This window comes from Bradyrhizobium sp. Cp5.3 (assembly GCF_000426265.1).
GTDB lineage: Bacteria > Pseudomonadota > Alphaproteobacteria > Rhizobiales > Xanthobacteraceae > Bradyrhizobium > Bradyrhizobium neotropicale.
The window spans coordinates 1-19,615 of record NZ_AUFA01000028.1; the positions used below are offsets into that span (position 1 = coordinate 1).

The window sequence follows — 19,615 nt, forward strand, 5'->3', positions numbered from 1 at the left end:
CGGAGGCCCGGGACGAATCGATCGATGAGTCAAAAATCAGGCGCCGCGCACTTTACTGAAAAGCAGGGCCACTACCTGGCCTTCATCTATACCTACTCGTACATGTTCGGACGGCCGCCTGCCGAAACCGATATGCAGCGCCACTTCGGCGTCAGCCCGCCCTCAGTCCATCAGATGATTGTCACGCTCGAACGCAACGGCCTCATTCGCCGTCAAGCCGGTGCCCCCAGAAGCATCGAAATCCTCGTGCCACCAGAAAACTTGCCGATCCTAGATTGGCTCGGTATCAAACCGTCAAAACCACTGTGACGAGCCACTAGTCGATCACCATCGGGAGAAGCTTTTATGGTCCCAAGGAGGGCGGGAGGCTGAGTGAGGTGGGTCCTCACTCGTCGCGAGGCAAGCGACTTTTGACAAATTGCTGGAGATCCGGACCTTCGAAGAGGTAGCCGCGTATCTCCGCACGCTTCAACGTCGGTGAGCTTATCTCCAATAAGAAAGCTTCGAACAAGATCAACCTGGAAGCGTTTTTTGAGGTTCGTAATCATGCCGATCGTGGATACCGCCACCATTGTGGATTGGTTTCCCACCGGCACGGTGAAGGGTTCAGCCAATAGCTGTGGCACTGGCTTTGCTTGTGTTGGTATCCTGAACTAGCTGTCTTGATCGATTCAGTATTTTGTCGTGAATCCGACGAGCCAAACGATGGCTTGGGAGTTCGACAGCTCTGTAGAAGGCGTAGGCGACAATAAGGCAAATCAGAACGCCGAAGGCCCATTGCTTATTGTTCGCGAAGATCTGCAAATGCGGCATGATGCCGTAAAACGCAACTGGGTGAACTAGGTAGAGCGAGTAGCTCCAACGGCCGCCACGAACGAGAACTGATGCGGCCGCATTGGCGTGGATCTCCCACCAGATGCACATTGCAAAGATCGGCGCGGCCACCGGAAGTGAATAAATGTAGTGAACAGTCTGAGTGTAGTGAAGCCATCCAGTCGCAAACATAGTAAGCGCCAACACTGCGCGCGATGGCCAGATCAAAAGGCCAATCTGGACGGAGCGACGTCGCACCGCGAGGTCTGCGAGCAGACATCCCAGAAGCCAGATCGGCAGATTGTGGAGAACGTCTCTCAGACTGAGGAGGGCAAAGAAGGCTGCGCCGCCTTCGTCGACCAAAGACGGAATTCCTAGGCACCAATAGCTGATCGTATAGCTTATAATGATAATTGGCACCCATCCGAACCTGCGCCAAGCGCCTCTTAGAATGGGGTAGAGCGAGTAATACACAATCTCGCAGATCAGGCTCCAGGTTATAAAGCCCGCGTAGGGATTGTAGCTGACGCCGAGGAAGAAAGCTGGAATCAGGATCGCGCAGAAGGGGAGCACGATGCGAATATATCGCCTCGCAAAATAGGCCCTCCAACTCACTGGCGGCGCCTCGACGTAGGGGGCGTGAATGCAGAAGCCCGAGACAATGAAGAATATGCTGACAGCTGCTGTACCGAAGAGGGCACTCCGGTAAAGGGTTTCAGCGGAATCAAATCCATAATGGCCCAGATAATCCATCAGGATGGGAACCGAATCGTGATGAAGGGCTACAACAATGGCCGCAACAAAGCGAACCGCGTCAAGCGCGTCATAGTGCCTGTTCATGTGAGCACTGAATTCCCCGCCCTGATTGAATGGTTGGCTACCGCTACCATGGAGGATTGTCCCTAGCAATGGCCGTGGTGCGTTGTTAGTCGCCACACCTATGACGAGGTCTGCCCCTGAAACCGAAAGGACAGCCATGGCCGCTTCCAACTTCGACGCCAGCCTGAGATTCCTCCCTTCAATCCGAGAGCGGCGACGATGACGACCCGGCGGGACCACGGCGGCCGGACCTCCCGGGGCATCACCCAGCGGGAATACGACGCCTGGTGCGCCGAGCATAATTGGGCGTCCATGGAATCCGTGGTGCGACAGCCTGCCGTCGGGACCGACATCTGACGTGGCAGTAAATGCGATGTGGACGATTCGAGATGGTGTCGGCATGAAGAAAGCCTGACACTAGCTGATCGGCCCGATCTTCATCATCGCATGGTTCTAGTATTTCGAAACAGAGGCGTTGATTCACCCCGGTCAATCCGACACGATCTCGACGATCGGCGCGAAATGGACTCTTGCGATATTCGCCCACGGATGTTTCGCGGGTGGATTGTCCGTTCATTTCTTTTTGCGTTGGGCGGCAAACCCGCTCGGCAAGGGCTGCGGATAGGAGACAATCGTGGACATGACGGCACTTTGCGAAGCTATCCTGCCGGTGCTCTCGCAGGGCGCGCGAGACGTATTGCGCCTCGTCGGCATGTATCCGCTCTCGAGGGGTAGCCGATGTACTCGTTGAGGACGCCGTCACGGTCGAAAAAAAATGGCGGATCTATTCACTTGCCAGGCACTCTTGGACCGCAGCAGGCATATCGCGATCGGATTCTCGCAGCGCCAACGGCTCGCGTCGAAGAAGCCCCTCGGCCAAGCAATACAATGCCCCGCGTGACCTGGGAGAGCTGACTATCGAACAGCGATCCTAGGACGTTTTGAACCACGACGGCCTGCCCGAAAGGTGAGGAACAGCTCGGCCCATGAAGAAATTGAGGTACACCGCCCACATGACCATTAAGACTGCTGTGCCCAAGAGGCCGGCCTGAATAGCGATCGCGAGAAACTGATTGTGAGGATCAGGAATGGCCTGGCCGTATGGAGAGGGCCTGTCTGCCTCCAGGGAAGCGTCTCCCGGCACCATGGCCGAGGGGAGCTTGTTTCACAAATTCATTCGCCTTCCGCCACAAATCGATACGGCTCGCGGTCGACATTGTGGGCTATTCGGTTTGGACGGTCTTTGCTTGTTTGGTTTCGTTCGATGGTGCCTGGGCGTTACCGTGGCGGACATTCATGGCATGCAGATCCGTCTCGAGTTCTGCTAGCCAGCGACGTATGAAGGCTGTGGTCAAGCGCTGAATTGGCGCCCGAGAGTCATGTCGGACACCGACGGCCTTGATGAGCAATTGGCCTTTGCGATCTTTCACACGAAGGGCATGCTCGAGGATTTGCTCAGCACATACATCGCCGGCTACAAGGCGGGACGCGAATGAAGCGTCGGCGCCGATCGCAGAGGAAGCGCAGCCGGCAGCGGCTGGCCGCGCATCGGCGGCGGCTGTCGCACTGGTCTCGAAATAGAACGCTGTGGGGCTCGAAAATTCATGTCCCGGCAGCGTTTATTCTCAAACTGAGCGCTGAAATCCCAGTGCACTCCAATCGAGCAAGGGGCATGCCACACGTCGGTGACGCCGCTCACAGCGATCCCACCCAAAGCTCAGATCACTGAGGTCTGGCGCCGTTGCGGGCCCTAGGCCACCCGTCGAAAGCCGTAGTACAAGCGTTAACGGGCATTTCTAATGCTTGTCGGAACCAAAGTGGAGTGTTACCCAACGTGTCTCTCTAGAATTGAGACACAGAGACCGGGTTGCGAAATACGTACCGCCCAGACATCGACGGCCTGCGCGCTATAGCTGTCCTGGCGGTTATCGCCTTTCATGCGGTTCCCAACGCGCTTCCAGGCGGCTTCATTGGCGTCGATATATTCTTTGTCATTTCTGGCTATCTGATAAGCCGCAACATTTTGTTGGCAGTCGGCGCAGAGCAGTTTTCCTTCGCCGACTTCTACCTCCGTCGAGCTCGGCGAATCCTGCCAGCGCTTTACTTCACGGTCCTTGCCACCTTCGCGGTTGGCGTCGCGCTGTTTTCTCCAGAGGCGCTCCGCTCGTTGGCGAAGGAGACCACATCGGCGGTCCTCTCAATCTCCAACGTCGAATATTGGCGGGAGTCACGGCAGTACTTCGCGGCAGCATCGGACCAGCTTGGTCTGCTGCACGTCTGGTCGCTTTCCGCCGAGGAGCAATTCTACCTAGTTTGGCCGGCTCTCTTGCTCGTTACTCAAAGGAAGCTTGGCACCCATCGTATTCCGCTTGCCGTTGGCGCGATTGGTGCGCTCTCTCTGCTCACCGCCATCATCACCCACGCAATCGATCCATCCGCGGCATTCTTCCTGCCTCAGTGTCGGATATTTGAGTTTTGCCTGGGCGTCGCAGTGCTATTCGCGGAAAGGAGGTTCGAACCTCGAGCTGCGGACGCTCTCTTTGGCGTTGGCTCTCTCGCCGTGCTGATCCTACTCTGGCTGCCTCCTGGCGCTAAGCCACTTCAGCCAGGCGCACTGCTGGTCCCGTGTGGGGGCGCCGCGCTGATCATCTTATCAGGCGCGCAGTCGCGGCTAGCGGCCGCTCTGAGTGCTTGGCCGCTGCGCAGCATAGGCTTGATTTCATATTCGCTCTATCTGTGTCATTGGCCCACTCTATTCTTCTATCGGCAATTTCAGTCCGGGCCGATGGGCTCAATTGAGATCGCCGGCCTGTTTGGATTGATGTTTGTGATCGCGACCTCGATGTACATGTGGGTCGAGCAGCTGTTCCGCCGAAGGCGGCCTTCAAATGTGCGATTTGTGGCTTCCTGTTGCATCGTCGGTCTTTCTATCGTCGGCACCGCCTTGATGGCGTACAAGCAGCAAGGCTGGCCGGCCCGGCTTTCGCCGGAGCAACTCGCCCGCAAGCAGCTCGAGCAGTTTGGCATGGCGCCGTGCAAGACCGTCAGTGGCGATGGCTGCCTGTTCGGCGCGACGGGCATGGCGCGCGCCGTTGAGATCCTCGGCGACAGTTTGGTGAACCAGTACGTTGGTGCTCTTGACCCGATACTGAAGAGGCTCAACCGAGCCGGCTATGCTCCGCCCAGTTTCGGGTGTCTCATGCTGGAGGGCCTGACTAGCTCCAGCGAGAACAAGACGCGCGACTGTGCTGGTCTTCGTGAAGGCACGCTCGATCGGCTGGCCAGCGAAATGACGCCGATCATTATCGGTCAGGCCTGGACCGGCTACGCGCCGCTCAGACTACCGGACGGCTCCCTCGTCAGCACGCAGGACGAGATGAACGGAGCCTTCGAGACCGCAATCGAGCGGACAATGGCTCGGCTCGGTGGCCACAGCCGACGCTTCCTCCTGATCGGTGAACAGGTGCCGCTTGCTTGTCCTATCAATGGCGCCAGTTATGAGCGCTCGATGTTGATGGGCAAAATGCGCCCCGAGTGCCCGGAGACGACGCTCGCGCAGGTCAGAGAACGCACTGCATCGATAAACGCGATGCTCCAGCGGGTCCGTGATCGTCACCTCAACAATGTGACCCTGCTACGTCCGGAGGACTATCTGTGCGGCGAGACCTGCATCAACCGCGAGAATGACGTTTCGCTCTACTACGACGATGAGCACTTCTCGGTCGCAGGAAGCCGGTTCGTCGGACGCCGGGCTGAACCTCTAATCCTCGACTTCATAGGTACTACCGGTGACTGAACCTTCAGCCAGCCAGCAGAAGGGGCTAGTCGGACGAGAAATCCAGCTCGGGATCTCGGTCGCCGAACAGATACTCGCCGACGTAGTACAGCCCTACGAAAGCGCAGAGCCCTACGGCGGCGGCACCGTACATCACCGTGTCAGTGTGGAGGAATGTCTCGAAGTTCTGCACCACGTCCACGAGCATGAATCGGCCCCTCGATTCGGCATCGTTAACATTGAGCAAAGCTTCATTAAAGAATCGTAAATTCTTGGTTGCAATAGGCGACGTCTATCCAGAATTGCTAGAAAGCGAAGTTGCGACTCATGGGGGCCGCTCGATCGCGATCGTTCAACCGAGAGGAGCGTGCACATTCATTTCGATCAATAGCTGGGAGCCGTCCTCGCTGGCCGAGAGCACACGCCAATCCGAAAGTTTGTAAAGATCCACGAATTCAGACCACGCCTTGAATTCGTGGTTCACCGAGTAGAACTCGTCGAACAAAATCAGATATCGATATCTGAGCGTCCCGCAGATCGTGTCCAGGACAGGTCGGGTCGAAATGTACAGATCTGCATCAAAATGGATGAACCGCAAATCGCGAGGCCACCCGCTCCTGATCAGATAGCGCGTCACCGACTCGCTGAACAGGCCCGACTCGATCTCGACGTTTGGTTGTGGGGGCGGCGGAAACATAATCCCGCGTTCAAGGTTCGCGACGACCTCACGGCGCTTTTCGGGCTCATCCGCCCATAATTCAACGGGACCACCAAAGCCTTTGATCGATCCGGCCGGCAATCCATCCCAGGATTCCGGCAGACCCTCGAAGCAATCAAAACCAACCAAACGAAATGTCTGTGGCAGGTGATCGACGAAATACTTCAGTGACCCGCCATTGTTGGTGCCCAACTCAAGGATCGTGCCCGACGCGGAATTCGCGTTGATCCAGTTTATCGCGACATTCCAAATGGGGTGCTTTCCGGTTGTCTTGTTGAACGTCGGTACGATCGTCACGCGATGATCTTTCGCAATCTTCTCACGCCAAAAATGCTCGAAACGCAAAGTGTTTGCGATTTTTTGCGTGGTCAGGCCGAACCATTCGATCTTGTCGATTGCTCTTGAGGGAAGCGAGGATAGTCGAGCCAGCAAGCGCCGAAACTTTCCCGCATGGCGCGGTTTCTCAGCGAAGGGAGCTGTGGCTATAGCGAGCGATTTTATCTCTTGGGCCATCTCGTGTTCCGCTCTCGGACCGGAAAAGAAGAAACATTCAAACATTCAACAGTCAATACGGGGCGCTAATGCGACGAGCGGAAGAAAAAGACCGGCATTCGCCCGGTCGCAAATGACTGCAATACAGCGACTTTCCGGGGCAGCCTGGCGAAGCTGCGTCATCGCTGGTTTTTCTAGGCGTCTCATTGGACGGGTGGCGATCGGGTCGCGTTTAAGCGACGCGCAGCGATTCTTGCGCAGGGGACCCGAGGTTCCCCTTGCCGCGGGTCAGGCCTCGAGGCGGGGCCGCTGATCGCCGTCAGGATGCTTTGCGGCAAGGCCGGCCCAAACGTCGCGGGATCTCGAGTCAGATCATTGTCAATCCGATAGTCAATGAGGTTGCTATGCGGACGACCGGCGACAAGAGCGCGGAATGCGGAATTGCAGGCCGCGCGCTCCCGAGCTTCTTGCGTGCCAGGTGCGGGCAAGACAGTGGAAATTCGGTGGCACCACAAGCACCACCCCCACATCCGGAGCAAGCTGGTCGGTGACCGCCTTCAGCTCGTCTCTGTACGGGAAAGTATCACTTACCGGAGCGCCATACGGCGAAGAGGCTGGTCGCGGCGTTTCGTCTGGCCTGTGCTTCTCTTGCCGAGGAATTTCCTCGTAGTCAGCGAAGCCATCGTGTCGGTTGTGCGTACCCCAGCCTCGCCCGATCTTGATGCGTCGGGCGGTCAGCTCGATGGTGCGCCGATTCAGGAGGTGACTGAAGTAGCGCAGATTGCTGTCGCCATACAGCCAGTAAGGGAAGACGTCGCCGGGCGCGCGTACAGAGCTATGTGCGCACCAGGGATCATCGATAAGAACGACCAGTGCGCTGGGATGGGTATGATGCCTCAAAAAGAAGTCCAATACGGCCAATTGTCCGTCGGGCAGCGAACCGGGGATGACGAGCTGAACGAACTGCTTGTCAGTGGTCTCGGAAAGCTTATCCGGCCTGATCAACCGGCCGATCGAGTTGCCGAAAACTCCGGAGTCAAATCTTGGTCACGTGCCTAGCTGACCTTTGCCTTCGAAGGAAAGGCATCGTCGTGCCATGGATCCCGAGTAACCCGAGGCGCCGCTATCATACGGGTCGACTAAGATCATGAGTCCTAGTAGTAGGATGCCGCCCAGCCCGACAATGCTGTAACAAATCGCAAGAGCTCGTCCCCAATCCGTATCGGGATGTCCTCCAAAAAAATTAGATGCGAGGGAGTTGTTCGTTGGCTCATTTCTTTTCGCGCTCAGCGCGATCCCGTTCAACTATCAATGCTCTCGCAACCGTGGCGTGAGCGCAAGAGGTGGAACCAGGCAGCTTGCAAGATGGCCCCAGCCAGTGGTGGACCGATATCCACGTAGCGCATTCCTGTGGCGGGGAAAATGCTTGTAGAGAAGAGATTGTAACTTGTAGTCCTGTAAGAGAATAGAGAGGCAAGGGTGATCAGACGTCTCATTCGTCATCTGCGACGAAATCCGCTGGACTTCGGGACCAGGAATGCTCTCACGATTGGGGCTATCGTTTTTGCCCCGCTTGATCGCGCAGAATGCCTTCCGATCGTTGTCGATGTCGGTGCTCGGAATGGAATGAGCCTACTCCCGTCATCCTTCGCAGGCCGCGCGCACCTGATCGGCTTCGAGCCGAGCAGGACGGAATTTGAAAAGTTGCGCGATGGTCGGACGGACGCTCTAGCCCACGGCGCAGATATTTCTCGTTTCAAGGTTGAGGAATACCATCCGGTGGCGATGTGGGACCAGAAGGAGGAGCGGACATTCTATCTTACCTCAGGACCCAACTTCTGCACGTTGATGGGTGAATCGGTCCAGCCAGTTGCCGATGCTGTTTTCTTGGACAAGGGCCCTTTTGGATCATTCCATGAAGTGCATACCCGGCTTCTGAGCACGGACAAGGTGGTCTGTGATACATTAGACAACATCGTAGGGAATCGAACCGTAGATCTTCTCAAGCTCGATGTTGAGGGGGGTGAAGCCAAATGCTTGGAGGGCGCTCGCCGTCTCCTCCGGGAGCATCGCGCCCTCGTTATATATTCTGAGTTTCAGACTTTTCCATACTACCATAATCATGGGCTGCTCGGCGACCAGCAAGTCGTTCTTAACGCTCACGGCTATCGTCTACTTGATCTCGATCTAGGCCATCCGACTTATCGTCGTCATGCAAGCGCCAGAGTGCCTAAAAGTGCCGATCGTCGCATGCTCATGGCTGGTGACGCCATTTTTGTGCTTGATCCTGACCGTACCGAAATGTTGCCAGAGATAAAACAGAGGCTTGCTGCAATCAGTATGGCTCTCGGATTTATCTCGTTCGCGCTTTCTTTGCTGCGAGAAGCCAACCTCAATACATCCGATGAGATAGACGCAATTGAGGAAGCCGCCTCTAAAGCGTGGACCGTGCAGAGAATCAGGCGAAGTTGGAATTCTCTTCCGTCAATGGTTGGATCCAGACTTTAGCGGTCATGCTGCGCGGCCAACGCGCCGCACGGTGCCTTGTAATGGTGCACAAGGCCGCCTCTTGGGCAGGGAACTCGGTCCACTGCAGTCCGAAGATTCCGTGCGGTGTTCTGTCGAAGCCAGGGACCTGAACTGCGCCAAGCATGATTCACCACTTCCCCTAGTGAGGAAGTGCAGGCTTCTATTTGCTGGGCCGGGGCGCCCGCACGCGCGGCAGCCGAAGCGGTGCCGTTTTGACAAGTGTCGGTTCGCGACCGATATGGCGGTGCTTGAGCGCATATTTGGCCGCTAGTTTGACGTCGCCAATCCAAAGCCGCCGACCGATGGATCGCAAATAACCTAGACGCCCGAACGCTGGCTGCCCGATGCCGAATGCTTGCCTTTGCCGATCGTTTAGCGCGGCAAGGAAGCTTTGGCGATAGAGGTGATCAATCGCGCATTGAGGATGGCTCTGCGGTTGGTATAAGCACCAGATCACGCGACGGCCGGCCTTTTTCACCGGCGGTAGGTCATGCCAGACGTCCTGGTCGAAGACGAACGCCGTTCCGGGTCCGCCGTGCACCTGCTGAATATCTTTCATACGAGGAACGTAATGTTTTTCGTCGATAAAGGGCTTTCCATCGGTCTGCAACGAACCGCCGATTTCATGGGTACCCGGAATGAAGCGAGTGCTACCGACTTCGGAGTCAACTCCTGATAGATAATAGAAGATCAAAATGCCGCCGTCGAAGTCGGTATGCATCTTGAGATGCGACGGATCGGGCTCGATTTTCTCCTGATAGCTGAACTCGGCCAGGAGACAAGGCTCGCCAAAGATCGATTCCATCAGCTCAAGAATTCGCTCATCTAGGGCAAGCTTCAGCGCGGACAGGCTGGCGATGCCGAGATGCTGAATCCAACGATTGCTGCCGAGAATGCTCGATCCGTAGATATCGTTGAAGTTAATCTGCTTGCGCCAAGGACCGATCTCCTTTTCGATCGAAGCGACCGTGTGGGTGGACAGGAAATTAGGTATCACAATTCCGCCCTGCGTTGTTACCGCGTCACGCAGCGCCGACCAATCCGTTTCCTGGTACATCGCTCCTCCCCTGTCGGCCGCCGTATAGACCAGGAAGCAGTTTTTCGCAACTAACACTTGCAGCCGCCGGTTTGGCTGCATTGTAAAGAGTAGGCATCTGATCTAGACGGGCTGCGAAATCTAGGGCGGCGACCACAGTGAAGACCTAGTCGGAAAAGTCGAGGAGGGCGTTCCGAAAATGCCGTTTTTTATGGCGGCCATAGCATTTCGAGCCTTCTCAGCTTTGAGCAGTTCGATGTTGCGCTCCTGTCGGAGGTGCTTGACGACGCTGCTCTGTATGAAACGATTTGGGAACGTCGATCGACTGTTAAGTGCGGGGCGGCGGTGCTAAATGGGTGAAGCAAATCTCCGAGACGGCAAATGAACTCTCCTCTATCTGAAACAGAACCGGCGGATTCCGCAGCGACCGATTTGAGGAGCCGGCCAGGCTCCAGGCCGTCACAACCAAGCTCTAGCGAGAGCTTTGGCTTCCAGTGGGCTAAATTCAAGACGACGCAGTTAGACAGCCACACCGGCCTCTCCCTCACGCTGACGCGGTTCTTCTCGAACACGAGATGGAAGCCGAAGGAACTCTATGGCAAGTCGATTCTCGAAGCTGGATCTGGGGCCGGACGCTTCACCGAAATTTTGTTAGACGCGGGCGCCATTGTCACTACGTTCGATGCGTCGGTTGCGATCAATGTCAACAGGGAGAACAATGCCTGGAAGGGCGACGTGACGTTCCTGCGCGCGGACATCTATGACATTCCGGTGCCGGACGGATCTTTCGATTTCGTGTTCTGCTATGGCGTTATTCAGCATCTTCCGGATGCTGAGAAGGCTATCAGATCGCTTGTCTCAAAGCTGAAGCCCGGTGGCCGCATCAGCATCGATCATTATCTGAAGACATCAGCGCTCGACCCGTTCAATCAGCCGAAATACTTCTGGCGCCGCTGGACGGTTGGCATGGAGCCGGACAAGCTTCTGCGCATTATCCGTGCCTATATGCCGGTCTGGCTTCCTATCAACACACTAATCCAACGTATTCCCTACTTTGGTCCGAAAATCGCTGCGCTGACCATGATTCCCTGCTGGAATTACCTCCGATCGGGTCTGAACAGTCGGCAACGACTGGAGTGGGCGATCCTCGACACGTTCGACGCGCTATCGCCAGTTTATGATACGCCTCGCACCCTTGAAGAGGTCCGCGAGTTAGTTGCCCGCTGCGAAGGATTAACTGACATCAGTGTATTCTATGGTAGCAACGGTGTAGTGGCCAACGCTGTTAAGCGCTGATCGTTTGTTCTCCACCAGCAGAATGCCTGCTCTAGAAGGGTTAGCTGAATGCTTCCGATATGCATTCAGTCGACCGGCGCGGATCCGTCTACAAGTAAATCGAGAAACGCTCCTAAAAGCGCAGCAACGGGTCGAGCAAGAATACGTTCGTTGAAAAGCAACAGTATGGCGGATGAAGTCGAGGTTTCTTCCAGCGCCGGAATTGGCAAGTTCGTCAAGTTGTATCGCGGCTACTATGGAGTGTAGCTGCTGGATAGAAGTTCTTGGCCACGACCATGCCATGCCCATCCAGCTGCAGCGTAGGTTTTATTCGACTATAGCTTTGCCGCAGATGGACTTTATCGGCAAGAGAATGCGAAAAGCAGATCGCCAGCATAAGGCCGTGGGCTTCTTGCGCGGTTCTTCGACGAACGCAGTTGGCGCGACAGGAATTCGATCGCAATGCCTGCTTCGGTCCGTAAGTGTGCGATAATGAAGAGACCCGCCGTCTTTTTTGACCGTGATGGCGTCCTCAACGAGGACATCGGCTATCTCTACGAGAGAGCGAAGTTCAGGTGGACGCCGGGTGCGCGGGAAGCCGTAAAGGCAGTCAACGATGCCGGATATCTGGCGTTCGTGATTACCAACCAGTCGGGCGTTGCGAGAGGGTTGTACAAGGAAGCCGATATCCTAGCTCTTCACGCGTGGATGGCAGAGGAGCTTGCCGAAATCGGCGCCCGCATCGATGCTTTCGAGTATTGTCCGCATCATCCCGAGGCCACCGTCGAGCTTTATCGTAGGTCGTGCAACTGCCGAAAGCCCGGGCCGGGCATGATTACGACCCTTATGGAACGCTTCCAGGTTGATCCCATTCGAAGCTTTCTCATTGGAGATAAGCTCACGGACGTTGAGGCGGCGACAAGAGCCGGGATGCGCGGCTACCTTTTCGACGGTTCGGAACTAGAACTCTTCGTCAAGAGCCGACTACACGATAGATAAAATAGAATCTCAATACGTTCCGACGTCAAGCCCCAAGATCGGCGAACGTTCAATCGACATACCGTACCTGCCGAGAATGACTGGCGCTGAACCAGGGTGCATTGCCCGATCGTCCGGCTTCTTCGCGCGGTGTATGCTTGCCATGCATGTCCGTGGTCCCGTTCCGAGCCAATCCCCGCAAGCGATCCTGCAATCGCAGCCCATCCCGAGCTTCATCCAGAGCCAGCTCGACCATCCACCGATCGGCCCGAACGAAAGTGCCGCCGAATTCAGGTCACTCTTCCACGAATTGGCGGCGGCGGTTCAGGGCGGCCACCGCCCGGCCGCCGAGTACGTCATGCTGTTTTCAGGCGACAACGCTGACATTTCGTACCATCGGACTTGAGCGCGTGCGCAGCGCCATCATCTCGCACATGCGCCCCGAGGCCGTCGTGAGCTTGATCCGCCTGGCAGATGGTGAGACCGAGCCCGGTTCCATCGGCTCTTTCGAGATCTACGACCGCAGGAAGGAGTACTTTGCAACCAAGGAGGGCAAGAACAAGGTCGAGGCGCGGTTCACTCGCGTAGGCTATACACCGGACGCGATTGACATTGAGGCATTTCAGCTCGCGCTGCCCTCGCTCACATCGATCGATCGCCAGATCAATGCTGCCCAGAAGCAGCTGATGGCGTTTTTGAAGGAGATTGATCGCCGCGATGCCAAGCGCGCCGAGGAACTGCGCAAGGCGGCGCTTGGCGCTGTCTCCCGTGTGCGGTCTGAGGCGATCGGTAAGCACGAGGCAAACTAATGGCGACCGAAAAGCAGATCGCCGCCAACAGGAGGAACGCGGCGAGTAGCACCGGACCGCGGACCGCGTCAGGCAAAGCGCGCTCCAGGATGAACGCGCTCCGCCACGGCTTGGCGGCAGCGCTTGGAAATCAAGGTGCGATGTCCGAAGCTGGCCTCGATCTTGAAGCGTTGTCCGAGCGGGTTTCGCGCATTGAGGCCGAGCGGGTCAAACTCACCTTTGAGATCGAAACGCAACTATGGGAAGGCGATGGTAAAGGCGTCGATCACCTCGTACGCCGACTGGACGTTCTGGAGCGCTATGCCAAGCGTAGTGCCTCGGCGCTGCGCAAGAAATAGGTGATTGATTTGCAAACTTCAGTTTTGACAGAACGAACCCAATCCTAGAGAGCGAAAGTCGGCCTATAGACGACCCGACCACAGCTTGTGCAAATTTGGCAGAACGAACCCAATTGCGGAACCCGCGACGAAGACCGGCAGGAAGCCATGCGCTCCTACCGTTCATCCGCAATCACCTTGCCGTCGTTCGGCAGCAAACCAGGGCTCACCAGCTCAACGCTCCCGCCGAGCTTCGTGACCGCGCGCAAGCTGGCGGCGAGCTCCTCGCGCAGCGCGTCGCTTGGCGCGCCCGTTTCCGCCCTCAAGATCATCGCATCGGTCTCGCGCTCGCGGGTGACCACGAGGCGCAGGCGGCCGAGGGCGGGGTGGCGCTTGCCGATCTCGGCGATTTGCTCGGGGCGAATGAACATGCCCTTGACCTTGGTGGTCTGGTCGGCGCGGCCCATCCAGCCCTTGATGCGCATGTTGGTGCGGCCGCATTTGCTGGGGCCGGGCAGCGCTGCAGTGAGGTCGCCGAGTGCGAGGCGGATCCAGGGATGGTGCGGGTCGAGCGAGGTCACCACGATCTCGCCGACGTCGCCTTCCGCAACGGGATCGCCGGTGCCGGGCTTGACGATCTCCAGGATCAGATCCTCGTTCACGACCATGCCCTCGCGCGCTTCGGTCTCGAAGGCGATCAGACCCAGATCGGCGGTGCCGAAGGCCTGGTAGGCGTCGATGCCGCGCGCCTTGATCTCGGCCTGGAGCGAGGGCGGGAACGCGGCGCCCGAGACCAATGCGCGCTTGATCGAGGAAACATCGCGGCCGGAGGCTGCTGCAGCATCGAGCAGGATCTTCAGGAAGTCCGGCGTGCCGCTGTAGCCGACCGGCCGGTAGGCCTCGATCAGCTCGAATTGCGCTTCCGTATTGCCCGGGCCGGCCGGGATCACGGCGCAGCCGAGCGCGCGCGCCGAGGCATCGAAGATGAAGCCGCCGGGGGTGAGGTGGTAGCTGAAGGTGTTGAGCACCACATCGCCTTCCCGGAACCCGGCCGCGAAAAGCGCCCGGGCGCCGCGCCAGGGATCGGCCTGCCGCCCCTCCGGCTCGAAAATCGGACCCGGGGAGGTGAACAGCCGGGCGAACGCGCCGGGGGCAGCCGCCACGAAGCCTCCGAAGGGCTGGGAGGCCTTGTGCAGGGCCGGCAGTTCCGACTTGCGCAGCACCGGAAGGCGCGCCAGCGCCGCTCTGGAGGTCACTGAGGCCGGGTCGACGCCCCCGAGCCGCTCGGCATAGGCAGGCGCGGCCATCGCGCTCCGCAGCACCCCCGGCAGGCGGGAGAACAGCTCGGCCTCGCGCGCGGCTGCCTCGCGCGTCTCCAGGGCGTCGTAATGGGCGGTCATGGCTGGTCCTCGGGGGGTGGCATCCGTTGCGCGCCGCCGCCGGCATCGGTATCAGACGGCAATTGCGGTGGCCTGGAGAGGTTAAGGTGGCGGACGAACGGATCGTTGCGGCGGAGGAGACGGCGGATGTCGTCGCGCGCCTGAAGCGCCGCATGATGGACGAGGCGCTGCCGTTGTGGTCGACCATCGGCTGGGACCATGCCGCAGGCGGCTTCGTCGACCGGCTGCACCGCGATGGCACGGCGGATACGGCCGCGCCGCGGCGTGTGTTCGTGCAGGCGCGCCAGATCTGGTGCTACGCCAAGGCGGCGCAGATGGGCTGGTACGCGGACGGCCGCGCCATTGCGCTGAAGGGGCTGGAGCACCTGCTGGCGAAGGCCAAGGCGCCCGACGGCCGGCCCGGCTATGTGCACCGGCTGACGCCCGACGGTGCGGTGCTGGACGGCCGGCGCGACGCCTACGATCATGCCTTCATCCTGTTTGCACTGGCCGCCGTCTATGCGCTGGACCGGGACGTGCAGGTTCGCGCCGAGATCGATGCGCTGCTCGCCTTCCTCGACGGTCATTTGCGCTCGCCGCACGGCGGTGTCCACGAAAGCCTGCCGGTCTCGCTGCCGCGACGGCAGAACCCGCACATGCACCTGTTCGAGGCGATGATCGCGTGCTTCGACGCGACGCACGACCTGTCGTTCCAGAATCGTGCCGGCGAGTTCTTCGCGCTGTTCCTCGCCAATCTCTACGACAAGCAGAAGCGGATCCTGACGGAGTATTTCGAGGAGGATTGGTCGAAGATCGAGCCGGTCAGCGTCGAGCCGGGCCATCAGGCCGAGTGGGTCTGGCTGCTCAAGGGTTTTGAGCGCATCACGGGATGTCCGACCGGACAACGGCGAGCCGAGCTCCTGGCCACTGCGCTGCGCTACCGCGATGAGGCGACCGGCTGTCTCGTCGACGAGGGCGATGATGCCGGCAACATCCGCCGCAGCACGCGCCGGCTGTGGCCGCAGACCGAGATGGCGAAGGCGTGGATCGCGCAGGCCGAGTCGGGCGAAGCGGGTGCGGCGGAGGAAGCGCGCGCGGCGCTGGTGCGGCTCGAACGACATTATCTCAGCCATGCCGTGAGAGGCGGCTGGTACGATCAGTTCGATCGCGACGGCGCGTCGCTGGTCGACACCATTCCTGCTTCGTCGTTCTATCATGTTCTCTGCGCAGTCACGGAAGCGGAGCTGGTGCTGAGCTAGGACTCTTTTGTCTTGACGCGTTTCCTTCACGCTTGAAAACGCTACGGTCAAAGCCAGCGCTTGCGCCGCTTGAAGCTCTTCAGGTTCTTGAAGCTCTTGCGCTGGTCGCCTGCGCCGCCGAGATAGAATTCCTTGACGTCCTCGTTGTCGCGCAGTTCGTCCGCGGTGCCGTCGAGCACGACCTTGCCCTGCTCCATGATGTAGCCGTGGCTCGCCACCGAAAGCGCGGCGCGCGCGTTCTGCTCGACCAGCAGGATGGTGACGCCGAGATCGCGGTTGATCTTCTGGATGATCGAGAACACCTCTTTCACCAGCAGCGGCGACAGGCCCATCGAGGGCTCGTCCATCAAGATCATCTTCGGGCGCGCCATCAGCGCACGGCCGATCGCCAGCATCTGCTGCTCGCCGCCGGAGAGATAGCCGGCAAGCCCGGTACGCTCCTTCAGGCGCGGGAAATAGTTGAAGACCATGTCGAGATCGGCATTGACCTCGCGGTCCCGGCGGGTGAAGGCGCCTAGCTTCAAATTCTCCAGCGAGGTCATGTCGGCGACGATGCGCCGGCCCTCCATCACCTGGAAGATGCCGCGGCGCACGATCTTGTCGGGATCGATGCCGGCGATGGCGGAGCCCTCGAACAGGATCTCGCCGCGCGTGACCTCGCCGTCCTCGGTCTTGAGCAGCCCCGAGATCGCTTTCAGTGTCGTCGACTTGCCGGCGCCGTTGGCGCCCAGCAGCGCCACGATCGCGCCCTTGGGAACGTCGAGGCTGAGGCCGCGCAGCACCAGGATGACGTCGTCATAGACGACCTCGATGTTGCGCACGCTGAGCAGCGGAGCCGGCGCGACGGCGGTCGGCTTGGCGCGGGTTGCTTCGAGGGCTTCGGTCATGTTGTGTGCCGCCAATTTGCTGCGCTCGTCATGCCCGGGCTTGTCCCGGGCATCCACGTACTTCGTGCCGAGTGGTCAGACGTGGATGGCCGGGACAAGCCCGGCCATGACGTCCGAGATTGCGGTCACCACCCCAGCAATTCCGGCTTGCGCGGGAGCTCGATGGTCTTGACCTTCTCGAGCTTGATCGTGCCCTTGGCCATGAGGTCGTTGAGGTCGCCGTCGGTCGCGCCCGCGACCTTGGTGCGATAGAGGTCGACCTTCAGCGTGCCGCGATGGTCCTTCTCGGTCCAGGTCGATGGATTGCAGACGCCTTCCATGCCGGCCGGTACCCAATCCTTCTTCTGGTAGAAGCCCTTCACGACGTTGTCGCCGGTGGCGCCGCCGTTCTTGGCGGCCCAGTCGAGCGCCTCCTTCATGTAGAGCGCCGAGCAGACCGCCGCGATGTAGTGCACGGGGCGATAGACCTTGCCGGTGGGGTCGGACATCTTCGAGATCTCCATCACCGTCTTCATGCCGGGCGCATCGCCGCCCCAGCTCACGGCGGTGCGCAGCGGGAAGATGACGCCGTCGGCGGCATCGCCCGCGGTCTTGGCGGCGTTCTCGTCCATGCCCCAGACATTGCCGAGGAACTGCACGTCGGCGCCGGCGGTCTTGCAGGCCTTCATCACCGAAATGTTCGAGGCCGCGGTGTTACCGAGATAGGCGTAATTGGCACCGGAGGATTTCAGGCTCAGGCACTGTGCGCTGTAGTCACCCGGCGTCAGCGCGAACACCAGCGGCGGCAGCACTTCGAAGCCGAGCTCCTGCGCCATGGCTTCGCCGGCCGCCTTCGGCGCGTTCGGGTAGGGGTGGTTGGCGCCCATGTGCACGAATTTCGGCTTGCCGGGCTTGCCCTTGGCCTTCCAATCCTCGGCCGCCCACATCAGCATCGCGCGCAGCGAGTCCGAATAGCTCGGGCCGTAGAAGAAATTGTAGGGCGCCGGCTTGGCCTTGCCGCTCGTGCCTTCCGGATCGGTCAGCGCCGCGGCATAGGAGCCGGACATGTCGGGAATCTTGTCCTGGGCGAGAAAGCCGGTCAGCGCCTCGGTGTCGGCGGTGCCCCAGCCCATGATCGCGGCGACCTTGCCGTCGGGCGCCGACCACTTCTTGTACAGCGCGATCGCGCGCGGCACCTGGTAGCCGTAGTCGTTGGTGTCGACGCTGACCTGCTTGCCGCCGACGCCGCCGTTCTTGTTGACCCAGGCGAAGGTATCGGCGACGGCCTGGCCGTAGGGCGTGCCGACGTCGGAGGTGCCGCCGGAATAATCGGCGAGATGCCCGATCGCGATCTGCGCCTGCGCGCTCGCCGAGAATGCGGCGATCGCCAGCGCGAGCGATGCGGTGCTCAAGAGCGATTTCGTCTTCATGGGCTGGTTCCTCCTGTTATCGTTTTAAGTGAAGTTGCCGCGCTCAATGCGAGAACGGGTAGAGTTTCCAATAGGCCTTGATCTGCCGCCACCGATGCGCAAGCCCGTCCGGCTCGAACATCAGGAACGCGATGATGATGAGCCCGATCGCGATCTCGCGCAGGAAGGTGATGTTGGTGTTGAGCGAGAGGGCCTGATCGATCGCGCCGCCCTTCAAATGCAGGCTCAGCCACTCCATCGATTCCGGCAGCAGCACCACGAAGGCGGTGCCCATCAGCGTGCCCATGATCGAGCCGGTGCCGCCGATGATGATCATGGCCAGGAACAGGATCGAGCGCTCGATGCCGAAACCCTCCTGGGAGACCACGAGCTGGTAGTGCGCATAGAGCGCGCCGGCGATGCCGGCGAAGAAAGCGGCGAGGCCAAACGACAGTGTGCGGTATTTGGTGAGGTTGATGCCCATGATCTCGGCGGAGAGATAGTGATCGCGGATCGCCACCAGCGCACGGCCGTCGCGCGTGCGCATCAGGTTGGTGACGAGAATGTAGCTTGCGAGCACATAAGCCAGCACGACGTAGAAATATTGCTTATCACCGCGCAGCGTGTAGCCGAAGATCGAGAACGGCTCGGCGCTCGCCGGCACCGAGCCGCCGGAGAACCATTCGGCGCGGGAAAAGAAGTCGAGCAGGATGTACTGCGCCGCGAGCGTCGCGATGACCAGATAAAGTCCCTTCAGCCGCGCCGCCGGGATGCCGAAGATCAGTCCGACCAGCGCGGTGATCACGCCCGCGAGCGGGATCGCGAAGAACACCGGGATCGGCGCGTTGTTGGAGATGTAGGCCGAGGTGAAGGCGCCGAGCAGGAAGAAGGCGGCATGTCCGATCGAGATCTGCCCGGTGAAGCCGACCAGAATGTTCAGGCCGAGCGCCGCGATCGAGAAGATGCCGATCTGGATCAGGATGCTGAGCCAGTATCCGCCAAAGAATTGCGGGGCGAGGCAAAGCAGCAGCACGCCGGCGATGGCGAAATTGCGGCTGGTCTTCGTCGGGAAGATCGTGGTGTCGGCCGCGTAGGAGGTGCGGAAGTCACCGGCAGGGATGAGGGCAGGGCCAGCCATGGG

18 protein-coding genes are annotated in these 19,615 nt (G+C 59.4%); 9 read left to right on the plus strand and 9 right to left on the minus strand.

Annotated elements, in window-relative coordinates:
* Positions 1–309: LexA family protein (locus tag K289_RS45490; RefSeq protein WP_371260865.1), on the plus strand; the 309-nt coding region annotated here is incomplete at its 5' end.
* Between the two features lie 297 nt (positions 310–606).
* Here the strand turns inward: K289_RS45490 and K289_RS0128990 are convergent.
* Entirely contained in the window at positions 607–1,791 is a 1,185-nt protein-coding gene (locus K289_RS0128990; protein ID WP_198024789.1) for an acyltransferase, read from the minus strand.
* A 60-nt stretch (positions 1,792–1,851) separates the two neighbouring features.
* Here K289_RS0128990 and K289_RS50765 point away from each other — a divergent pair, with 60 nt between their 5' ends.
* On the plus strand, positions 1,852–1,989 hold the full coding sequence (locus K289_RS50765; protein ID WP_156918242.1) for a glycosyl hydrolase 108 family protein: 138 nt from the start codon (positions 1,852–1,854) through the stop codon (positions 1,987–1,989).
* Between the two features lie 1,510 nt (positions 1,990–3,499).
* The gene (locus K289_RS0129010) at positions 3,500–5,428 is read left to right on the plus strand and encodes an acyltransferase family protein (RefSeq protein ID WP_027554700.1); all 1,929 of its coding nucleotides are present in this window, start codon (positions 3,500–3,502) and stop codon (positions 5,426–5,428) included.
* Positions 5,429–5,453: 25 nt separating this feature from the next.
* Here the strand turns inward: K289_RS0129010 and K289_RS0129015 are convergent, their stop codons facing one another.
* The 3 genes from K289_RS0129015 to K289_RS50770 form a co-directional block, all read right to left on the minus strand.
* Entirely contained in the window at positions 5,454–5,615 is a 162-nt protein-coding gene (locus K289_RS0129015) for a hypothetical protein (protein ID WP_156918243.1), read from the minus strand.
* Positions 5,616–5,759: 144 nt separating this feature from the next.
* A complete protein-coding gene (locus tag K289_RS45495; RefSeq protein ID WP_051310927.1) occupies positions 5,760–6,638 on the minus strand; it encodes a hypothetical protein in 879 nt (292 codons plus the stop codon).
* 381 nt (positions 6,639–7,019) lie between these two features.
* On the minus strand, positions 7,020–7,622 hold the full coding sequence (locus tag K289_RS50770) for a hypothetical protein (RefSeq protein WP_156918244.1): 603 nt from the start codon (positions 7,620–7,622) through the stop codon (positions 7,020–7,022).
* A 474-nt stretch (positions 7,623–8,096) separates the two neighbouring features.
* Between K289_RS50770 and K289_RS49125 the strand changes: the two genes are divergently transcribed.
* Positions 8,097–9,125, plus strand: coding sequence for an FkbM family methyltransferase (locus tag K289_RS49125; RefSeq protein ID WP_156918245.1), 1,029 nt, complete (start codon positions 8,097–8,099; stop codon positions 9,123–9,125).
* Positions 9,126–9,306: 181 nt separating this feature from the next.
* Here K289_RS49125 and K289_RS0129035 read toward each other — a convergent pair whose 3' ends face one another.
* Positions 9,307–10,203, minus strand: coding sequence for a phytanoyl-CoA dioxygenase family protein (locus K289_RS0129035; protein WP_198024790.1), 897 nt, complete (start codon positions 10,201–10,203; stop codon positions 9,307–9,309).
* A gap of 360 nt (positions 10,204–10,563) precedes the next feature.
* Here K289_RS0129035 and K289_RS0129040 point away from each other — a divergent pair, with 360 nt between their 5' ends.
* From K289_RS0129040 to K289_RS0129060, 4 genes are all read left to right on the plus strand, one after another.
* On the plus strand, positions 10,564–11,478 hold the full coding sequence (locus K289_RS0129040) for a class I SAM-dependent methyltransferase (protein WP_035686192.1): 915 nt from the start codon (positions 10,564–10,566) through the stop codon (positions 11,476–11,478).
* 471 nt (positions 11,479–11,949) lie between these two features.
* Positions 11,950–12,456 carry an HAD-IIIA family hydrolase gene (locus K289_RS0129045; protein WP_027554706.1) on the plus strand — a complete coding sequence of 169 codons (507 nt, stop codon included), beginning with the start codon at positions 11,950–11,952 and terminating at the stop codon, positions 12,454–12,456.
* A gap of 389 nt (positions 12,457–12,845) precedes the next feature.
* Positions 12,846–13,244, plus strand: a complete 399-nt coding sequence (locus tag K289_RS0129055) for a hypothetical protein (RefSeq protein WP_027554708.1) — start codon at positions 12,846–12,848, stop codon at positions 13,242–13,244.
* Positions 13,244–13,582, plus strand: a complete 339-nt coding sequence (locus K289_RS0129060) for a hypothetical protein (protein ID WP_027554709.1) — start codon at positions 13,244–13,246, stop codon at positions 13,580–13,582. The genes K289_RS0129055 and K289_RS0129060 overlap by 1 nt, the downstream gene beginning before the upstream one ends.
* A 155-nt stretch (positions 13,583–13,737) precedes the next feature.
* On the opposite strand, the gene K289_RS0129065 is transcribed toward K289_RS0129060, so the two are convergent.
* Entirely contained in the window at positions 13,738–14,961 is a 1,224-nt protein-coding gene (locus K289_RS0129065) for a phenylacetate--CoA ligase family protein (protein WP_027554710.1), read from the minus strand.
* Positions 14,962–15,047: 86 nt separating this feature from the next.
* Here K289_RS0129065 and K289_RS0129070 point away from each other — a divergent pair, with 86 nt between their 5' ends.
* A complete protein-coding gene (locus K289_RS0129070) occupies positions 15,048–16,199 on the plus strand; it encodes an AGE family epimerase/isomerase (RefSeq protein ID WP_027554711.1) in 1,152 nt (383 codons plus the stop codon).
* Positions 16,200–16,246: 47 nt separating this feature from the next.
* Here the strand turns inward: K289_RS0129070 and K289_RS0129075 are convergent, their stop codons facing one another.
* The 3 genes from K289_RS0129075 to K289_RS0129085 form a co-directional block, all read right to left on the minus strand.
* Positions 16,247–17,086 carry an ABC transporter ATP-binding protein gene (locus K289_RS0129075; protein ID WP_027554712.1) on the minus strand — a complete coding sequence of 280 codons (840 nt, stop codon included), beginning with the start codon at positions 17,084–17,086 and terminating at the stop codon, positions 16,247–16,249.
* 125 nt (positions 17,087–17,211) lie between these two features.
* Complete coding sequence (locus K289_RS0129080) at positions 17,212–18,495, minus strand: ABC transporter substrate-binding protein (protein WP_027554713.1); 1,284 nt, start codon at positions 18,493–18,495, stop codon at positions 17,212–17,214.
* A gap of 43 nt (positions 18,496–18,538) precedes the next feature.
* A complete protein-coding gene (locus K289_RS0129085; protein WP_027554714.1) occupies positions 18,539–19,612 on the minus strand; it encodes a branched-chain amino acid ABC transporter permease in 1,074 nt (357 codons plus the stop codon).
* Between the last annotated feature and the right edge of the window lie 3 nt (positions 19,613–19,615).

Bases quoted from the DNA above. Each gene is read 5' to 3' on its own strand.
- K289_RS0128990 (WP_198024789.1), bottom strand. From the start codon at position 1,791: ATGGCTGTCCTTTCGGTTTCAGGGGCAGACCTCGTCATAGGTGTGGCG.
- K289_RS45495 (WP_051310927.1), bottom strand. From the start codon at position 6,638: ATGGCCCAAGAGATAAAATCGCTCGCTATAGCCACAGCTCCCTTCGCT.
- K289_RS50765 (WP_156918242.1), top strand. From the start codon at position 1,852: ATGACGACCCGGCGGGACCACGGCGGCCGGACCTCCCGGGGCATCACC.
- K289_RS0129065 (WP_027554710.1), bottom strand. From the start codon at position 14,961: ATGACCGCCCATTACGACGCCCTGGAGACGCGCGAGGCAGCCGCGCGC.
- K289_RS0129015 (WP_156918243.1), bottom strand. From the start codon at position 5,615: ATGCTCGTGGACGTGGTGCAGAACTTCGAGACATTCCTCCACACTGAC.
- K289_RS0129075 (WP_027554712.1), bottom strand. From the start codon at position 17,086: ATGACCGAAGCCCTCGAAGCAACCCGCGCCAAGCCGACCGCCGTCGCG.
- K289_RS0129045 (WP_027554706.1), top strand. From the start codon at position 11,950: ATGAAGAGACCCGCCGTCTTTTTTGACCGTGATGGCGTCCTCAACGAG.
- K289_RS0129035 (WP_198024790.1), bottom strand. From the start codon at position 10,203: ATGTACCAGGAAACGGATTGGTCGGCGCTGCGTGACGCGGTAACAACG.
- K289_RS0129060 (WP_027554709.1), top strand. From the start codon at position 13,244: ATGGCGACCGAAAAGCAGATCGCCGCCAACAGGAGGAACGCGGCGAGT.
- K289_RS0129040 (WP_035686192.1), top strand. From the start codon at position 10,564: ATGAACTCTCCTCTATCTGAAACAGAACCGGCGGATTCCGCAGCGACC.
- K289_RS0129080 (WP_027554713.1), bottom strand. From the start codon at position 18,495: ATGAAGACGAAATCGCTCTTGAGCACCGCATCGCTCGCGCTGGCGATC.
- K289_RS0129085 (WP_027554714.1), bottom strand. From the start codon at position 19,612: ATGGCTGGCCCTGCCCTCATCCCTGCCGGTGACTTCCGCACCTCCTAC.